General features: G+C 69.7%; 12 protein-coding genes. 1 reads left to right on the top strand and 11 read right to left on the bottom strand.

What is annotated here, in order from left to right:
* Positions 1–132 precede the first annotated feature (132 nt).
* A complete protein-coding gene (gene dapD, locus FM125_RS01500; protein ID WP_087133416.1) occupies positions 133–1092 on the top strand; it encodes a 2,3,4,5-tetrahydropyridine-2,6-dicarboxylate N-succinyltransferase in 960 nt (319 codons plus the stop codon).
* Positions 1093–1209: 117 nt separating this feature from the next.
* On the opposite strand, the gene FM125_RS01495 is transcribed toward dapD, so the two are convergent.
* From FM125_RS01495 to FM125_RS01445, 11 genes are all read right to left on the bottom strand, one after another.
* Positions 1210–2490: a citrate synthase gene (locus tag FM125_RS01495; protein ID WP_070637703.1), complete on the bottom strand. Its 1281-nt coding sequence runs from the start codon at positions 2488–2490 to the stop codon at positions 1210–1212.
* Positions 2491–2581: 91 nt separating this feature from the next.
* Positions 2582–3748, bottom strand: a complete 1167-nt coding sequence (dapC, locus tag FM125_RS01490) for a succinyldiaminopimelate transaminase (protein WP_087133415.1) — start codon at positions 3746–3748, stop codon at positions 2582–2584.
* Positions 3749–3752: 4 nt separating this feature from the next.
* Entirely contained in the window at positions 3753–4079 is a 327-nt protein-coding gene (gene fdxA / locus FM125_RS01485) for a ferredoxin (RefSeq protein ID WP_067189004.1), read from the bottom strand.
* Between the two features lie 53 nt (positions 4080–4132).
* Complete coding sequence (locus tag FM125_RS01480) at positions 4133–4489, bottom strand: hypothetical protein (protein ID WP_143745178.1); 357 nt, start codon at positions 4487–4489, stop codon at positions 4133–4135.
* Positions 4490–4612: 123 nt separating this feature from the next.
* Positions 4613–6523, bottom strand: a complete 1911-nt coding sequence (typA, locus tag FM125_RS01475; RefSeq protein ID WP_087133413.1) for a translational GTPase TypA — start codon at positions 6521–6523, stop codon at positions 4613–4615.
* Between the two features lie 228 nt (positions 6524–6751).
* The gene (locus FM125_RS01470; protein WP_369804939.1) at positions 6752–8455 is read right to left on the bottom strand and encodes an ABC transporter ATP-binding protein; all 1704 of its coding nucleotides are present in this window, start codon (positions 8453–8455) and stop codon (positions 6752–6754) included.
* A 161-nt stretch (positions 8456–8616) separates the two neighbouring features.
* Positions 8617–9876, bottom strand: coding sequence for an ABC transporter permease (locus tag FM125_RS01465; protein WP_082739553.1), 1260 nt, complete (start codon positions 9874–9876; stop codon positions 8617–8619).
* Positions 9877–9881: 5 nt separating this feature from the next.
* On the bottom strand, positions 9882–11402 hold the full coding sequence (locus tag FM125_RS01460; RefSeq protein ID WP_087133412.1) for an ABC transporter permease: 1521 nt from the start codon (positions 11400–11402) through the stop codon (positions 9882–9884).
* A 167-nt stretch (positions 11403–11569) separates the two neighbouring features.
* Entirely contained in the window at positions 11570–13414 is a 1845-nt protein-coding gene (locus FM125_RS01455) for an ABC transporter family substrate-binding protein (RefSeq protein WP_070637695.1), read from the bottom strand.
* A 262-nt stretch (positions 13415–13676) separates the two neighbouring features.
* Positions 13677–15179, bottom strand: coding sequence for a phytoene desaturase family protein (locus FM125_RS01450; RefSeq protein WP_342743386.1), 1503 nt, complete (start codon positions 15177–15179; stop codon positions 13677–13679).
* 13 nt (positions 15180–15192) lie between these two features.
* Positions 15193–15552: a cation:proton antiporter gene (locus FM125_RS01445; protein WP_067189321.1), complete on the bottom strand. Its 360-nt coding sequence runs from the start codon at positions 15550–15552 to the stop codon at positions 15193–15195.
* Positions 15553–15554 lie beyond the last annotated feature (2 nt).

Genomic DNA, 15554 nt, shown 5'->3' with positions numbered 1-15554 from the left:
CCGGATCAACCCCTACCTGTGACCACCCCGCTTACACAGACAAGTTGACACGCCCTCCGGGCCCACTCTTCTCATCTCAGCCCGGCACCCATGTCAAGAACCTCATGACCCACAACAACTAGACTCGACACCATGACCGACACCGCGCAGAACACCGCCCGCCTCGTCTCCGGCCACGGCCTGGCCACCCGCGCCGCCGACGGCTCCGTGCTGGACGTCTGGTTCCCCGCCCCCGTGGCCGGGGACCTTGCCGCCGCCGACGCCTCCGTGGCCGACACCCTGCAGGCCGCCGCAGCGGACGACGCCGACCGCGGCACGACCCAGGCGGTCGTCGAGGTCACCGCCGACCTGGACGCCGCCCCCGCCGACGCCCTGGACGCCTGGCTGCGCCTGCACGCCCTCTCCCACCGCCTCGTTCGCCCCAACGAGGTCAACCTGGACGGCGTCTTCGGCCTGCTCACCAACGTCGTCTGGACCAACTTCGGCCCGTGCCCCGTGGAGGGCTTCGAGCTCACCCGCGCCAAGCTGCGTGCCCGCGGCACCGTCAACGTCTACGGCGTGGACAAGTTCCCTCGCATGACCGACTACGTGGTGCCCTCCGGCGTGCGCATCGGCGACGCCGACCGCGTCCGCCTCGGTGCCCACCTGGCCGCCGGCACCACCGTGATGCACGAGGGCTTCGTGAACTTCAACGCCGGCACGCTGGGCACCTCCATGGTCGAGGGCCGCATCGCAGCCGGCGTGGTGGTGGGCGACGGCTCCGACCTCGGAGGAGGCGTGTCCATCATGGGCACCCTCTCCGGCGGCGGCACCCAGAGGGTGAAGGTCGGCGAGCGTGTGCTCGTCGGCGCGAACGCCGGCATCGGCATCTCGATCGGCGACGACTCCGTGGTGGAGGCCGGCCTGTACGTCACCGCCGGCACCCGCGTCACCGTCCTGCGCGAGGGCGAGGAGCCGACCGTGGTGAAGGCCGTGGAGCTCTCCGGCGTCCCGAACCTGCTGTTCCGCCGCAACTCCACCTCCGGCGTGGTGGAGGTCCTGCCGCGCGCCGGCCGCACCGTCGAGCTCAACGACGCGCTGCACGCCAACTGACCCGTCGTTCGCGCGCCGGGCGGTCCGCATCCGCCTCCGCGCGCGGCGCACACACGGAAGGGGCCCGGAATCCGTGGCGGATTCCGGGCCCCTTCACGCGTTCGGGCGGCCGGGGCGTCAGCCCTTGACCGTGCGCAGGTCGTGGCCGGTGTAGACCTGGCGCGGACGGCCGATCTTGGTGGCCGGATCCTCGATCATCTCCCGCCACTGAGCGATCCAGCCGGGCAGGCGGCCGAGGGCGAACAGGACGGTGAACATCTTCTCCGGGAAACCCATCGCCTTGTAGATGACACCGGTGTAGAAATCCACGTTCGGGTAGAGCTTGCGCTCCACGAAGTAGTCGTCCGCGAGGGCCTTCTCCTCGAGGCGCTGGGCGATCTCGAGCAGCTCGTCGTTGCCGCCGACTTTGGAGAGGATGTCGGTGGCGGTCTTCTTGATGATCTTGGCGCGCGGGTCGTAGTTCTTGTACACGCGATGGCCGAAGCCCATCAGCCGGACGCCGTCCTCCTTGTTCTTCACCTTCTCCATGAAGTCCTCGGGCTTGATGCCCTCGGCCTGGATGGAGCGGAGCATGTTCAGGACGGCCTCGTTGGCGCCGCCGTGCAGCGGACCGTAGAGGGCGTTGATGCCGGCGGAGACCGAGGCGAACATGTTCGCGTGGGCCGAGCCCACCAGGCGCACGGTGGAGGTGGAGCAGTTCTGCTCGTGGTCCGCGTGCAGCATGAGCAGCAGGTCCAGGGCCTTGACCATGTCCGGGTCGATCTCGTACTCCTCGGCGGGGACGCCGAAGCAGAGCCGCAGGAAGTTCTCGACGTAGTTGAGGTCGTTGTGCGGGTACATCATCGGCTGGCCCAGCGACTTCTTGAAGGCGTAGGAGGCCAGCACCGGCAGCTTCGCGAGCAGGCGCACGGTGGAGATGTGCACCTGGTCCTCGTCGAACGGGTCCAGGGAGTCCGCGTAGAAGGTGGAGAGCGCGGAGACGGCGGAGGAGAGCACCGGCATCGGGTGGGCGTCGCGCGGGAAGCCAGCGAAGAAGGACTTGAGGTCCTCGTGCACCATGTTGTGGCGCAGGATGTTGGTCTCCCAGGACTCGGACTGCTCGGCGGTCGGCAGCTCTCCGTTGATGAGCAGGTAGGCCACGTCCATGAAGGTCGAGTTCTCGGCCAGGTCCTCGATGGCGTAGCCGCGGTAGCGCAGGATGCCCTCGTCGCCGTCGATGAAGGTGATGGCGGACTTGGTGTTCGCCGTGTTCATGAAGCCCGGGTCGTAGGTGACCTTGCCGGTCTCCTTCAGCAGCGGAGCGATGCTCAACGCTTCGGTGCCGACAGTGGACTCCTCGACGGGCAGGTCGAGCGTCTTCTCGCCGACGGTGAGTCGAGCGGAGGCGTTCTCAGTCACGGTGCACTTCCTCATCTTCAGTGGTGACGCCTGCACGAAGGCGTCGGGATGCTCGCCGACACGGATGCCGACCGTCTCCTAACCTACCAAGTCAGCCACGGGCGGCGGAATCCAGCCGCCGGGCGGCCTCGTCCACGGCCGCGCACGGCGCGGTGAGCGCCACACGCACGTAGCCGTTGCCGGCCTCGCCGTAGAAGACGCCCGGACCGGCCACGATGCCCAGGTCCGCCAGCTCGCCCAGCAGCGCCCAGGAGTCGTCCGCGGTGGCCACAGCCGGGTCCACGTCGGACCGACGGGTCCACAGGTACAGGCCGGCCTGAGAGGAGTCGACCGTGTACCCGGCACCGCGCAGCGCCGGCAGCAGAACCTCCCGACGACGGCGGTAGCGGGCCTTCTGCTCCTCGACGTGGGCGTCGTCGCCGAGCGCCACGGCCATGGCGTGCTGGACCGGTCCCGGCACGATCATGCCCGCGTGCTTGCGGGTGTTCACGAGCGTGGCGATCAGCTGCGGGTCGCCCACGGCGAACGCCGCGCGGTAGCCGGCCAGGTTCGACTGCTTGGACAGCGAATAGACGCTGAGCAGGCCGGTCGGCTCGCCGCCGGAGACGGCCGGGTCCAACAGGCAGGGCACCTGCTGACCGGTACCGCCGTGCTCGGCGTCGTCCCAGCGGTCCCAGCCGAGCTCGGCGTAGCACTCGTCCGCGCACACGATCGCACCGAGGGCGCGGCCCTGGTCCGCGATCCGCTTCAGCGCGGGCACGTCCAGCACCGCACCGGTCGGGTTGGCCGGCGAGTTGGTCCAGACCAGCTTCACCCGGGAGCGCACGGACTCGTCCAGCTCGTCCAGGTCGTCGGCGGCCACGGCCTCGGCCCCGCAGAGCAGGGCGCCGATGTCATAGGTCGGATAGGCCACCGACGGGCGGACGACCACGTCCCCGGCGCCCAGTCCCAGCAGCGTCGGCAGCCAGGCGATGAACTCCTTCGAGCCCACCGTGGGCAGCACGGCCTGTGGGTCCAGGCCCTCCACGCCGCGGCGCCGCGCATACCAGGCGACGATCGCCTCGCGCACCTCGGCGGTGCCGTGGGTCGTCGGGTAGCCGTGCGCGTCCGACGCGGCGGTGAGCGCCTCCCGGATCAGCTCCGGCGTGGGGTCCACCGGGGTGCCGATCGACAGGTCCACGGTGCCGCCGGGGTGCTGCGCGGCGCGCTCACGGAACGGGGTGAGCGTGTCCCACGGGTAGTCCGGGAGGGTGCGCATACGCTCAGGCGTCCTGGTTCTGCGGGGGCAGGGCGGCGATGATCGGGTGGTCCTTCGGGATCAGGCCCATCTTGGCTGCGCCGCCCGGCGAGCCCAGGTCGTCGAAGAACTCGACGTTCGCCTTGTAGTACTCGGCCCACTCCTGGGGTGTGTCGTCCTCGTAGTAGATGGCCTCCACAGGGCAGACCGGCTCGCAGGCGCCGCAGTCCACGCACTCATCCGGGTGGATGTACAGGGAGCGCTCGCCCTCGTAGATGCAGTCCACGGGGCACTCCTCGATGCACGCCTTGTCCTTGACGTCCACGCACGGCAGGGCAATCACATAGGTCATGGCCGACCCTTCACCTTTCCTTCAGGCACGGTCTTGTCTCTCGGCGTCCCAGCTTACTCTGCGACCGGCACGGCACGCGGTCTGCGACGGTGCTCCCGGCCGGCCACGACCAGCACGGACACCACCACGAGCGGCAGGCCCAGCAGCCACAGCCCGGAGGCGAGCATCGCCCCCGGCAACACCTCGAGCAGGCGGGCATGCCAGGGCAGGCCGAGGTCGTCGTGTCCGGGCAGCAGCTGCAGCGCCCACGCCGCGGTGAACGCGACGGCACCCAGCAGACCCCCGGCCACCGGCCAGGCGACCCGGCGGCTCCACCACAGCTGGGTGGAACCGACCAAGACGAGGGCGAGTGCGGCGCCCCACGGCAGCGTCCAGGTGCCGGTCGGGGCCCACAGCTGCAGATGCAGCACGGTCCCCAGCAGACCCACGCCCACACCCAGGACGACGGCCCCTACCAGGGCGCCGGTCCGTCGTCGGGAGGCCGGCCGCCGGGAGACGGACGGGCGCACAGATGCCGGACTCATGCGTCCGGGTCAGGCACGGGCACGGGCGCGTGCGGCCTTGAGACGGTCGTTGGCGTCCAGGATCACCTTGCGGAGGCGGATGTGCTCCGGGGTGATCTCCACGCACTCGTCCTCGCGGGCGAACTCCAGGGACTCCTCCAGGGTGAGGAGGGTCGGCGGGGTCAGGCCCTCGAAGGAGTCGGCGGTGGCCGAGCGCATGTTGGTGAGCTTCTTCTCCTTGGTGATGTTCACGTCCATGTCCTCTGCCCGCGAGTTCTCCCCCACGATCATGCCCTCGTACACCTCGGAGCCGGGCTTGATGAAGAAGGTGCCCCGCTCCTGCAGGTTGATCATGGCGAAGGGCGTGGCCGAGCCGGCGCGGTCCGCCACCAGGGAGCCGTTGGTGCGGTACTCGATCTCCCCCGCCCACGGCTCGTAGCCGGCCGCATAGGAGGAGGCGATGCCCGCGCCGCGGGTCTCGGTGAGGAAGCGGGTGCGGAAGCCGATCAGGCCACGGGCCGGCACCAGGAACTCCATGCGGATCCAGCCGGTGCCGTTGTTGGACATCTCCTGCATGCGGCCCTTGCGGGCGGCCATCAGCTGGGTGACGGCGCCCATGAACTCCTCGGGGATGTCGATGGTCATGTGCTCCATCGGCTCGTGGACCTTGCCGTCCACGGTCCGGGTGACCACCTGCGGCTTGCCCACGGTCAGCTCGAAGCCCTCACGGCGCATCTGCTCCACCAGGATGGCCAGGGCGAGCTCGCCGCGGCCCTGGACCTCCCAGGCGTCCGGACGCTCGGTCGGCAGGACCTTCAGGGACACGTTGCCGATGAGCTCCTTGTCCAGGCGGTCCTTCACCTGGCGCGCGGTGACCTTGGCCCCCTTGACGCGGCCTGCCAGCGGGGAGGTGTTGATGCCGACGGTCATGGAGATCGCCGGGTCGTCCACGGTGATCAGCGGCAGCGGCTTCGGGTTCTCCACGTCCGTGAGGGTCTCGCCGATCATGATGTCCTCGATGCCGGCGACGGCCACGATCTCCCCCGGACCGGCCTGCTCGGCGGGCACACGCTCCAGGCCCTTGGTGGCCAGCAGCTCGGTGACCTTCACGGTCTTGGTGGTGCCGTCCTGCCGGGCCCACGCCACCTGCTGGCCCTTCTTCAGGGTGCCGTTGAAGATGCGCAGCAGCGCCAGGCGGCCGAGGAACGGGGAGGCGTCAAGGTTGGTGACGTGCGCCTGCAGGACCTCGCCGTCGTCGTAGGTCGGGGCCGGGACGCGTTCCATGATGACGTTGAACAGCGGCTCGAGGTCCTCAGACTCCGGCAGGGAGCCGTCGGCCGGCTGCTCGAGGGAGGCACGGCCGGCCTTGCCGGAGGCGTAGACCACCGGCACGTCCAGCACGGCGTCCAGGTCCAGGTCCTCGACCTCCTCGGCCAGGTCCGAGGCCAGGCCCAGCAGCAGGTCCATGGAGTCGGAGACCACGCCGTCGATGCGGGCGTCCGGGCGGTCGGTCTTGTTCACCACCAGCACCACGGGGAGCTTGGCGGCCAGGGCCTTGCGGAGGACGAAGCGGGTCTGCGGCAGCGGGCCCTCGGAGGCGTCCACCAGCAGCACGACGCCGTCCACCATGGACAGGCCGCGCTCCACCTCGCCGCCGAAGTCGGCGTGGCCCGGGGTGTCGATGACGTTGATGGTCACGGTCTGACCCTCCGGTGCGGACGGACCGGAGTAGAACACGGTGGTGTTCTTGGCCAGGATCGTGATGCCCTTCTCCTTCTCCAGGTCACCGGAGTCCATGACGCGCTCCTGGACCTCGCCGTGCGTGGAGAAGGCGCCCGTCTGGCGCAGCATCGCGTCCACCATCGTGGTCTTGCCGTGGTCCACGTGGGCCACGATGGCCACATTGCGCAGGTCGGTGCGGGCGGTCGGATTCGAGGTCATGAAGGTCCTGTCCGGGAGGGTGGAGGAATGCTCGGGGAACACGCCGACGGCGGCCCCCGTGAGATTGTACGCGCGTGGGGCCGCCGTCGTGGTCGGGCGGTGCGGAACGTCACCGCTCGGTGAGGCCCCCGCAGAGACGGCGACGACGGCCGGGCGGGTGCCCGACCGTCGTCGCCTGCCGCTGTGGTGCGGCCCGCTGTGGTGCGGCGTCAGGGGATCCGATGTGGATCAGTAGGCGTGTTCGCCGAAGGAGGCGAGCAGCTCACGGCGCGCCTGGCGGCGCTCGGCCTGCTCGTCCGGGTCCGGCACCGGGGCCGCGGCCAGCAGACGCTGGGTGTACTCGGCCTGCGGGTTGTGCAGCACGTCGTCCGTGAGGCCCTTCTCGACCTCGCGGCCGTCCTTGAGCACGAGCACCTTGTGCGCCAGCATGTCCACCACCGCGAGGTCGTGCGAGACGAACAGGCAGGCGAACTCGTAGCGGGACTGCAGATCGGCGAACATGTCCAGCACGGCGGCCTGGACGGACACGTCGAGGGCCGAGGTCGGCTCGTCCGCGATGAGGACGTCCGGGTCCAGGGTCAGCGCGCGGGCGATCGAGATGCGCTGGCGCTGACCGCCGGAGAGCTCATGCGGGTACCGGTTCACCACGGAGCGCGGCAGCTTCACGGCGTCGAGCAGCTCGTAGGCCCGCTCGAGGCGTGCCTTCCTGTCCCCCACGCCGTGGACCACCATCGGCTCGGTGATGACGTCGCCGATCGGGAAGCGGGGATCCAGCGAGGCCGCCGGATCCTGGAACACCACGCCGATGCGCTTGCGCAGGGCACGCTGCTCCTTGACCGGCATGGAGGCCAGTTCCTGGCCGTAGATCTTCAGCGAGCCCGAGGCCACCGGCAGCAGGCCGAGGACCGAGCGGGCGATGGTGGACTTGCCGGAGCCCGACTCGCCCACCAGGCCCATGATCTCGCCGGGCGCCACGGAGAAGGACACGTCATGGACCACGCGGTTCTTCTTGCCGCGGTGGTCGTACTCCAGGCACAGGCCCTCCGCCTCGATCGCGTACTTCGCCTTGGTCTGGGTCGCGGTCACGGTCTCCGGCTCGGCCACCTCGAAGGAGGTGCCCAGGCGCGGGACGGCGGAGAGCAGGCGCTGGGTGTAGGGGTGCTGCGGGTGCTGCATCACCTGGTGCACCGGACCGGACTCCACCAGCTCGCCGTGCAGCATCACGCAGACGCGGTCGGCCATGTCCGCCACCACGCCCATGTTGTGCGTGATCAGCAGGATGCCGGTGTTCATCTTGTTCTTCAGCGACCGCAGCAGCTCGAGGATCTCGGCCTGCACGGTCACGTCGAGCGCGGTGGTCGGCTCGTCCGCGATGATCGCCTTCGGCGAGCAGCTGATGGCCATCGCGATGACGATGCGCTGGCGCTGGCCGCCGGAGAACTGGTGTGGGTACTGCTTCAGGCGGTTGTGGGCGTCCGGGATGCCCACCATGGTGAGCAGCTCGACGGCCATCTTGTCCGCCTCGGTGCCGTAGGCCAGGCCGTGCAGCTGGATGGACTCGGTCAGCTGGTCGCCGACCGTGAGCACCGGGTTCAGCGCGGTCATCGGCTCCTGGAACACCATGGCGATGTCCTTGCCGCGGACGCTGCGCAGCTTGGCGGGGCTCATGCTGAGCACTTCCTCGCCGGCGAGCTTCACCGAGCCGGTGATGTCCGCGTTGCCCGGCAGCAGGCCCATGGCGGTGGAGCTGGTCACGGACTTGCCGGAGCCGGACTCGCCCACCAGGGCGACGACCTCGCCGGGCTTCACGTCGAACGTGACGCCCTTGACGGCGTGGACCTGGCCGAACTCGGTGTCGAACTTGACGTCGACGTCCGTGAAGGACAGGACCGGCTGGCCGCCGAGGTTGTCGTGGCGCTTCACGATGCCCATGGCCGTGGTGGTCGGGCCGGCGACGGGGCCGCCCCCGCCCTGCGGGGCGTCGGCAGCGGTCGAGCCGGTCGGGGTGCCCTGGGCGGATGCGCCCTGCGCCGCCGCGGCGGCGTCGTTCTTCTTCTTTCCGAACATGGAATGCACTTCCTTCTCAGCTCGTGTCACTGACCACGCGGGGTGCCGGGATGGCCGCGGTCGGTGTTCTTGTCCACACGGGCGATCGGCCCCTCGGCGGACGCGGGGGCGTCGTTGGGGCCCTCACCGGCGGTCGTCGTGGCCGTGGGCTTGACGTCCGTGGCCACAGCACCGCCGGAGGCGGTGGCGGCAGCGGCCGGCGTGGTGGAGGCGGTGGCCTCGTCCAGGGCCTTCTTGCGGCCGGAGAAGCCAAGGAAGCCCTTCTTCTTGCGGGCACCGCCGCCCTGACGCGGGTCGAAGGCGTCACGGAGGCCGTCGCCGAGGAAGTTCACGGACAGGGCGATCGCCAGGATCAGCATGCCGGGCCACCAGAACAGCCAGGGGCGCGTGGTGAACGCGTTCTGGTACTGGGAGATCAGCAGGCCGAGCGAGGACTCCGGCGGCTGGACGCCGAAGCCCAGGAAGGACAGGGAGGTCTCCAGGAGCACCGCGCCGGCGATCGCGAAGGTCGCGTTCACCACGATCACGCCGATGGTGTTCGGCAGCAGGTGCTTGAAGATGACGCGGCCGGGCTTGGCGCCCATGGCCACGGCGGCGGAGACGAACTCCTTCTCCCGCAGCGAGAGGACCTCACCGCGGACCAGGCGGGCCAGGGAGGTCCAGGACACCAGGCCCAGGACGATGGCCAGCGGGATGATGCCGCCCGGCAGATTGTTGGACATCTTGCCGAGCACGGCGGCCAGCACGAGCAGCGGGATCACGATGATCAGGTCCGTCAGGCGCATCAGCAGCGAGTCCACCCAGCCGCGGAAGTAGCCGGAGAGGGCGCCGACCAGCGCACCGATGGCGGTGGACACCAGGCCCACGATCACGGCGATGATCAGCGACTGCTGGGTGCCGCGCATCACGAGGGCGAACCAGTCCTTGCCGGACGAGTCCTGGCCGAACGGGTGCTCGCCCCAGCGCAGGCCCTCCCCGCCCAGGAACTCCGGCACGACCGACAGGGTCGGCTTGCCGCCGTTGATCACGTTGCCGGCGGCCAGGTAGGACTTGTCCCACCAGCCCGGGATCGGGCCGAAGCCGATCGAGGTGAAGGCGAACACGGTGATCACGATCAGCACGACGGTGGAGATCATCGCCGCGCGGTGCTTGAAGAAGCGCTTCCGGACCAGCTGGCCCTGAGAGAAGGACTTCCCCGTCTTCTGACGGAGCTTGGCGTCCTCGGCCTCGGCGAGGTCGAACGCCTTCTGCGCCTCTGTGGGCGCGGTGGTGTTGTTCTGCGTCATCGCGATCACACTCGAATCCGGGGGTCGAGGATGGCGTACAGGACGTCCGCCACGAGGTTCATGAGCACGGCGGCGGTGCCGGTGACCAGGAAGAAGGCCATGACCGGGGCCGGGTCCACCTGGTCCAGGCCGGTGGCGAACAGCTCACCCATGCCCTTCCAGCCGAACACGCGCTCGGTGATCACGGCGCCGCCGATCAGGCCCGCGAAGTCGAAGGCCATGATGGTGGTGATCGGGATCAGCGAGTTGCGGAAGGCGTGCTTCAGGATCACCTGGCGCTCACCCAGGCCCTTGGCCCGGGCGGTGCGGATGTAGTCCTGACGCGAGACCTCCAGCATGGAGGAGCGGGTGTAGCGGGAGTAGGTGGCCACGGAGATGATGGTCAGCAGCACGGTCGGCAGCAGCAGCTGGGTGCCCTTGTCCATGAACTCCACCCAGAAGTGGGCGTCCATGCCGGGGGTCTCGGAGCCGATGGTGGCGACCGGACGCGGCTTGGCACGCAGCAGAGCGGGCCAGTAGTTCGTCATGTGCTCCATGACGATGAACACGCCCATGACCACGGCGGTGATCGCGGAGGCGGTTGCGGCGGTGCCCTTGGAGAAGCCGCCCATGAGGCGGCCGATCAGGATGCCGACCAGGACGGCGATGATGCCCAGGCCCAGCAGGAGCAGCCAGGACGGGTTGTTCATCAGCAGGCCGTAGGTGGCGTAGTAGCTGACCATGCCCACGGCGACGGTCACCAGCGCGGAGTAGAGCACCTTGCGGTTCTTCAGGCCGGCGATCAGGGCGGTCAGCGCGACGGCGGCGGCGAGGCCGATGGCCAGCTGGACCAGCGGGCCCATGACCGGGCGGCGCCAGAAGTCCAGGGCGTGCAGGGTCGGGAAGATCACCAGGATGAAGCCGGCGACCACCGCGAAGGTGAGAAGACGGCGCTTGGCGTTCCCTGCCATCGCGGCCTGCACGACCAGACCGGCCAGGAGCGCCCCGATGATGATGTATGTCCAGTTCAGCGTGGGGTCGGCGATCCAGTTGTTGTAGCCGATGGCCATGTACTCCTTCAGGAGCACGGCGGCCCAGAAGACCGGCAGGGAGAAGAACAGGAAGATCAGCAGCGTCACGGCGTAGTCGAGGCCGGAGTACTGGCGGATCGCCGTGATGATGCCGACCGCGATGCCGATGATGATCGCGAGCACGGTGGCGAGGACCACGAGGCGGAGGGTGGACGAGGCCGCATTGGCCAGCAGATCGTTGACCTGCTGACCGCCGCGGTTGGTGCCGAGGTTGCAGGCGCCCGTGAGGCAGCCGGCGACGCCGCGCAGCCAGATGAAGTAGCGCGAGTACCAGGGCTCGTCCAGGTTCATGTAGTTGATGCGCGCCTGCATCAGCTGCTCGCGGTTCTCGCTCTGCGACTCGCGCAGGTCCTTGAGGGGGTCGCCCGAGTTCACGACGAGGACGAAGAGGAGGATCGATGCGCCGAACAGCACGAGGAACGAGCTGCCGAGGCGCTTGAGGATAAATTTCAGCACAACAGGGGGTGACCTTCCGTGCTCAGCGATGGGTGGAGAGGCCCGCGTTCAGCGGGTTCACGGGGAAGGGCCCGACCGCGGGGCGGTCGGGCCCTTCACACCGTGAGTGTCAAGGTGTCACAGCACACTACACGGTGAGAGCCGTGACACCTGCAATCAGGGGGTCCTCACTGGACGCGGACCCACTGCTCGACGTTCCACAGGGCACCGGACTGGGTCGCGGTGTCGCGGACGTTGGCGAGGTCAGCGGCCTGGCCGAGGATGCCCGGGTGGGCGAACAGCGGGATGGCCTGGTAGTCCTCCCACAGGAGCTTCTCGATCTCCTTGACCTGCTCCAGCTGCACCTTCTCGTCCAGCGAGCCGGCCAGCTTGTCCCAGGCGGCGTCGACGTCCGGGTTGGAGTACTGCATGTCGTTCTGGGCACCGGTCGAGTGGTAGATGTTGCGACCGGAGGCCTTCTGGCCGGAGCCGGCCCAGGCGAACAGGGCGACGTCGAAGTCGCCGGCCGGCAGCACCTCGGTGAAGAAGTTCGCGTTGCCGGCGTCGACGATCTCGAAGCCCGCCTCGTCACAGGAGGACTTGATCATGGAGACGATCTCGGTGCGGCGCGGGTTCGGCGAGTTGTAGCCGATGCGGACCTTCGGCTTGGACTCGCCGGACTTCGCGACCAGCTCCTTGGCCTTGTCGATGTTCGGCTCGTCCATCTCCTTCGGGTAGGCGGCCTCGACGACCTCGTCGTAGTTCTCCTGGAACGGGAACACCTCGCGGAGGTTCATGACCTCGGCGTCCTCGTTGATCGGCTTGATGAGGTTGTCCACGATCTGCTGACGGGGCACGCAGAGGGCGAACGCCTCGCGCAGCTCGGCGGAGTCGGCGAAGACCGAGCCCTCGCCGCGGTTGAAGTCGAGGTGCTCCCAGGTGAGCTGGTCGCCGGTCTGCACGACGACCTGGTCGCCCAGGCCCTCGAGCTGCTGCAGGGTGTCCACGGTGGCCTGCGGCTCGATGACGTCGAGCTCCTTGTTCTGGAGCGCCTGCACGTGGGTGTCGGCCGCGGCGAAGCGGATGACGAGCTCCTTGGTGGCCGGCTTCTCGCCCCAGTAGTCCTCGTTGACCTCGAGGGTGATGAACTGGCCGGCGGTCCAGCCGCCCTGCTTCAGCTTGTAGGGGCCCATGGACGGGATGAGGTCCTCGTCCTCCGGCAGCTCGCCCGGCTTGAAGTCCCAGCCGTCGTTCCAGAACTCGGCGGCCGGCTTCAGGGCCTTGGCGTCCTTCTCCTCGATGGCCTTGGCCAGGTCCTCGGTGGACATGCCGGCCTCGCGGGCCACGACGTGGGCCGGGAGCGCGGTGGAGACCATGATCTCCCAGTCGGCGTACGGCTCGTTGTAGGTGACGGTGAACTCCTTGCCGGCAGGGTCGCCCTCCGGCATGTCGTCCACGTAGTCGCCCATGGAGGAGGAGACGGAGTCGAAGAGCTGACCGTCGTCCTCGTTCTTGATGTTGCCGTTGTCCGCGGCCCACTGGAGCTGGAAGTCCAGGGCGGTGACGTCGGTGCCGTCGGACCACTTCGCGTCGTCCGCGATGGTGTACTTCACCTGCAGCGGCTCGTCGGAGACCTTCTCGTAGGTGCCGAAGGTCTCGTCGCGGATGATCTCGCCGTCGGTGCCGAAGTAGAAGAAGCCGGAGAACAGGCGGTCCACCACGGCGGAGTTGTAGGTGCTGTAGGTGTTCGACTGCACACCGTTGTAGGAGGAGAACTCGTCCTCGCCCACGGAGTACGCCACGGAGCCGTCCTTGGGCTCGACCTCGCCCAGGTCGGCCTTGCCGGAGTCGCTCGGCTCGACGGTGTACTTCTCACCGTTCTCGCCGGTGAAGACCTCCTGGCCGCCGCCGTTCTCGCCGGAGCCGTTGCCGTCGCCGTTCTCGTCGGCCGGGCCGGCCGGGGCGCAGGCGGAGAGGAACAGAGCGGAACCTGCGGCGAGAGCCGCAGCCGCAGAGAGCTTGGTGTACTTCATGGAAGTCACTCCAATCATCAAAGGTGCAAAGTGCATCTCAGTGGGGTGAGATCCTCCGGGCTGACCCCGGCTGATCTCGGTGGACGAATCACTGCGAGAGCGAACCCCCTCAGGTTCCACTCCGTGAGATGGACCACACATTAGCCCGCCGAGGGGTACTTGCAAAAGCGTGACGTGGGAAACATCCCGCACCGAGGGTGATCGTTACCTTTTCGTAACCTCGATGTCACACGTGCGCCGCCGACGGTGCGCGAAGGCCGGTTCAGGCGGCGTCGCGCAGCAGCGTTCGCACGGCCCATGCCCCGGACATGCCGTGGACACCGGCACCCGGGGCCGCCGCCGAGGACGCCAGGTACAGGCCCGGGACTCCGCTGCCCCGGACGGCGGCGCGGAGCCGGTGCGGCGAGAGAAGCCGAGGCCGGGCCAGAAGCTGGGTGCCGTCCAACGCACCACCGGCGATGTCCCCGCCGACCAGGTTGGGGTTCCAGGCCTGAAGAGCGGACGGCCCCGTCTCCACCGCTCGCAGGATCCGGTCGCGGAACCCCGGGGCATGCTCCTCGATCACCGCCTCGACGACGGGCCGCACCGCTGCCTCCCAGCCGTGCGGGACGTGGGCGTAGGCCCACACCACCGTGCTCCCCGCCGCCGGGGCGGCCGCCCGCGACGGGTCTGCGCCCTGCTGCTGGCACAGCATCACGAAGGGCCGCTCGGGCATCCGCCCGGCGGCCACGGCGGCCTCCGCCGCGGTGAGCTGCTCCGGCGTGCCGCCCAGGTGCACGGTGCCGGCCCCGCCGACGCGCGGGTCCCGCCACGGGATCGGGCCGTCCAGGAGGAAGTCGACCTTCGCCGACGCCGGGCCGTGCCGCCACCGGCGCAGCCGCCGCAGAGGCCGCGCCTCCATGCCGGTGCCGCCCAACGCGGCGACGGCCGCAGGCATCAGGTCGAGGATGGCGGCGTCCACGTCTGCCACCTCGGCCAGGTGGGTGATGCGCCGGCCGGTGTGCAGCCGGCCGCCGTGCGCGGCCAGCACGCTCAGCAGCGCGTCCACCACCGACTGGGACCCGCCCCGGGCGACGGGCCATCCGGTGGTCATGCCGAGCCCGCCGAGGAGCGTGCCCATCGCCGCCGTGAGCGGCCGGGTGGGAGGAAGGATCGTGTGCGCCGCCGAGCCGAGGAACAGGGCACGGGCCCGGTCGCCGCGGAAGGCGGCTCGGGCGGCCGCCGCGGCCGGCCAGGGCGAGCGGAGCCCGAGGCGGGCCATCGTCAGCGGATGGGGCCACCGGCGCACCAGCGGACCCAGGACGTCCGCCGCCGCCGCGGCGGGCGCGTCGAGGACGGGACGATGCCATGCCAACCAGGCGCGGCCGTCGTCGTGAAGGCCCGAGGCGGTGGCCTCCGGCTCCCGATGGAGGAGGACGGCGTCCTGCCCGGGCAGCGGGTGCGCCATCGGCACCTCGGGGTGGACCCACTGAAGTCCGTGGGCGGTCAGGTCCAGCTCGGCGAAGGCGGGGCTGACGACCCCCAGCGGGTGGCCGGCGGCGCCGAGGTCCACGACCGTCCCCTCCCCGAGCACGGGTGCGGAGGCGCACGCTCCGCCCGGACGGTCGGCCGCCTCGTACACGTCGACCTCCCAGCCGGCACGGGCCAGCAGGGCAGCGGCGGTCAGGCCGTTCGGACCGGACCCGACGACGGCGACGCGCCCGGGCTCGACGCCCTCCGGGAGCGGGAAGCCGGAGACGGGACGCATCGACTGCTCGTGGCTCACCGGCCGGTGCGGATCATCGGGCGGTCGGGCCCGGGTCCTGGGCGAGGTCCTGCGGCACGGTCGCCTCGTCCACGTGCGCACCGGAGCGGTAGATGCCGCGGGCGAGCACGTTCGAGGCGAGCGAGGAGACGATCACCAGGGAGATCGCGGTCAGCAGGAACAGCACCAGGGACCACAGCGCGAAGCCGTCCCGGGCGGTGAGGCACAGGAAGACGCCGAAGCAGATCAGCGGCAGGCCCATGCCGGTCGCGGGGCTGAAGACGTTCATCATCTGCAGGCCGTCCCGGGCGCGCAGCATGGACACGGCAGACAGCAGCACCAGGACGGCGCCGCCCACCATGCAGAGGATGCCGAACAGGGCGAGGACGATCATGG

The organism is Micrococcus lylae (genome assembly GCF_900163825.1).
GTDB lineage: Bacteria > Actinomycetota > Actinomycetes > Actinomycetales > Micrococcaceae > Micrococcus > Micrococcus lylae.
The sequence above is the reverse complement of the archived record's forward strand: the minus strand, read 5'-3'. Positions and strand labels throughout refer to the sequence as shown.

Coding starts and splice junctions, on each gene's coding strand:
- dapD (WP_087133416.1), top strand. CDS start 133: ATGACCGACACCGCGCAGAACACCGCCCGCCTCGTCTCCGGCCACGGC.
- dapC (WP_087133415.1), bottom strand. CDS start 3,748: ATGCGCACCCTCCCGGACTACCCGTGGGACACGCTCACCCCGTTCCGT.
- fdxA (WP_067189004.1), bottom strand. CDS start 4,079: ATGACCTATGTGATTGCCCTGCCGTGCGTGGACGTCAAGGACAAGGCG.
- typA (WP_087133413.1), bottom strand. CDS start 6,523: ATGACCTCGAATCCGACCGCCCGCACCGACCTGCGCAATGTGGCCATC.
- FM125_RS01470 (WP_369804939.1), bottom strand. CDS start 8,455: ATGGGCATCGTGAAGCGCCACGACAACCTCGGCGGCCAGCCGGTCCTG.
- FM125_RS01465 (WP_082739553.1), bottom strand. CDS start 9,876: ATGACGCAGAACAACACCACCGCGCCCACAGAGGCGCAGAAGGCGTTC.
- FM125_RS01455 (WP_070637695.1), bottom strand. CDS start 13,414: ATGAAGTACACCAAGCTCTCTGCGGCTGCGGCTCTCGCCGCAGGTTCC.
- FM125_RS01445 (WP_067189321.1), bottom strand. CDS start 15,552: ATGATCGTCCTCGCCCTGTTCGGCATCCTCTGCATGGTGGGCGGCGCC.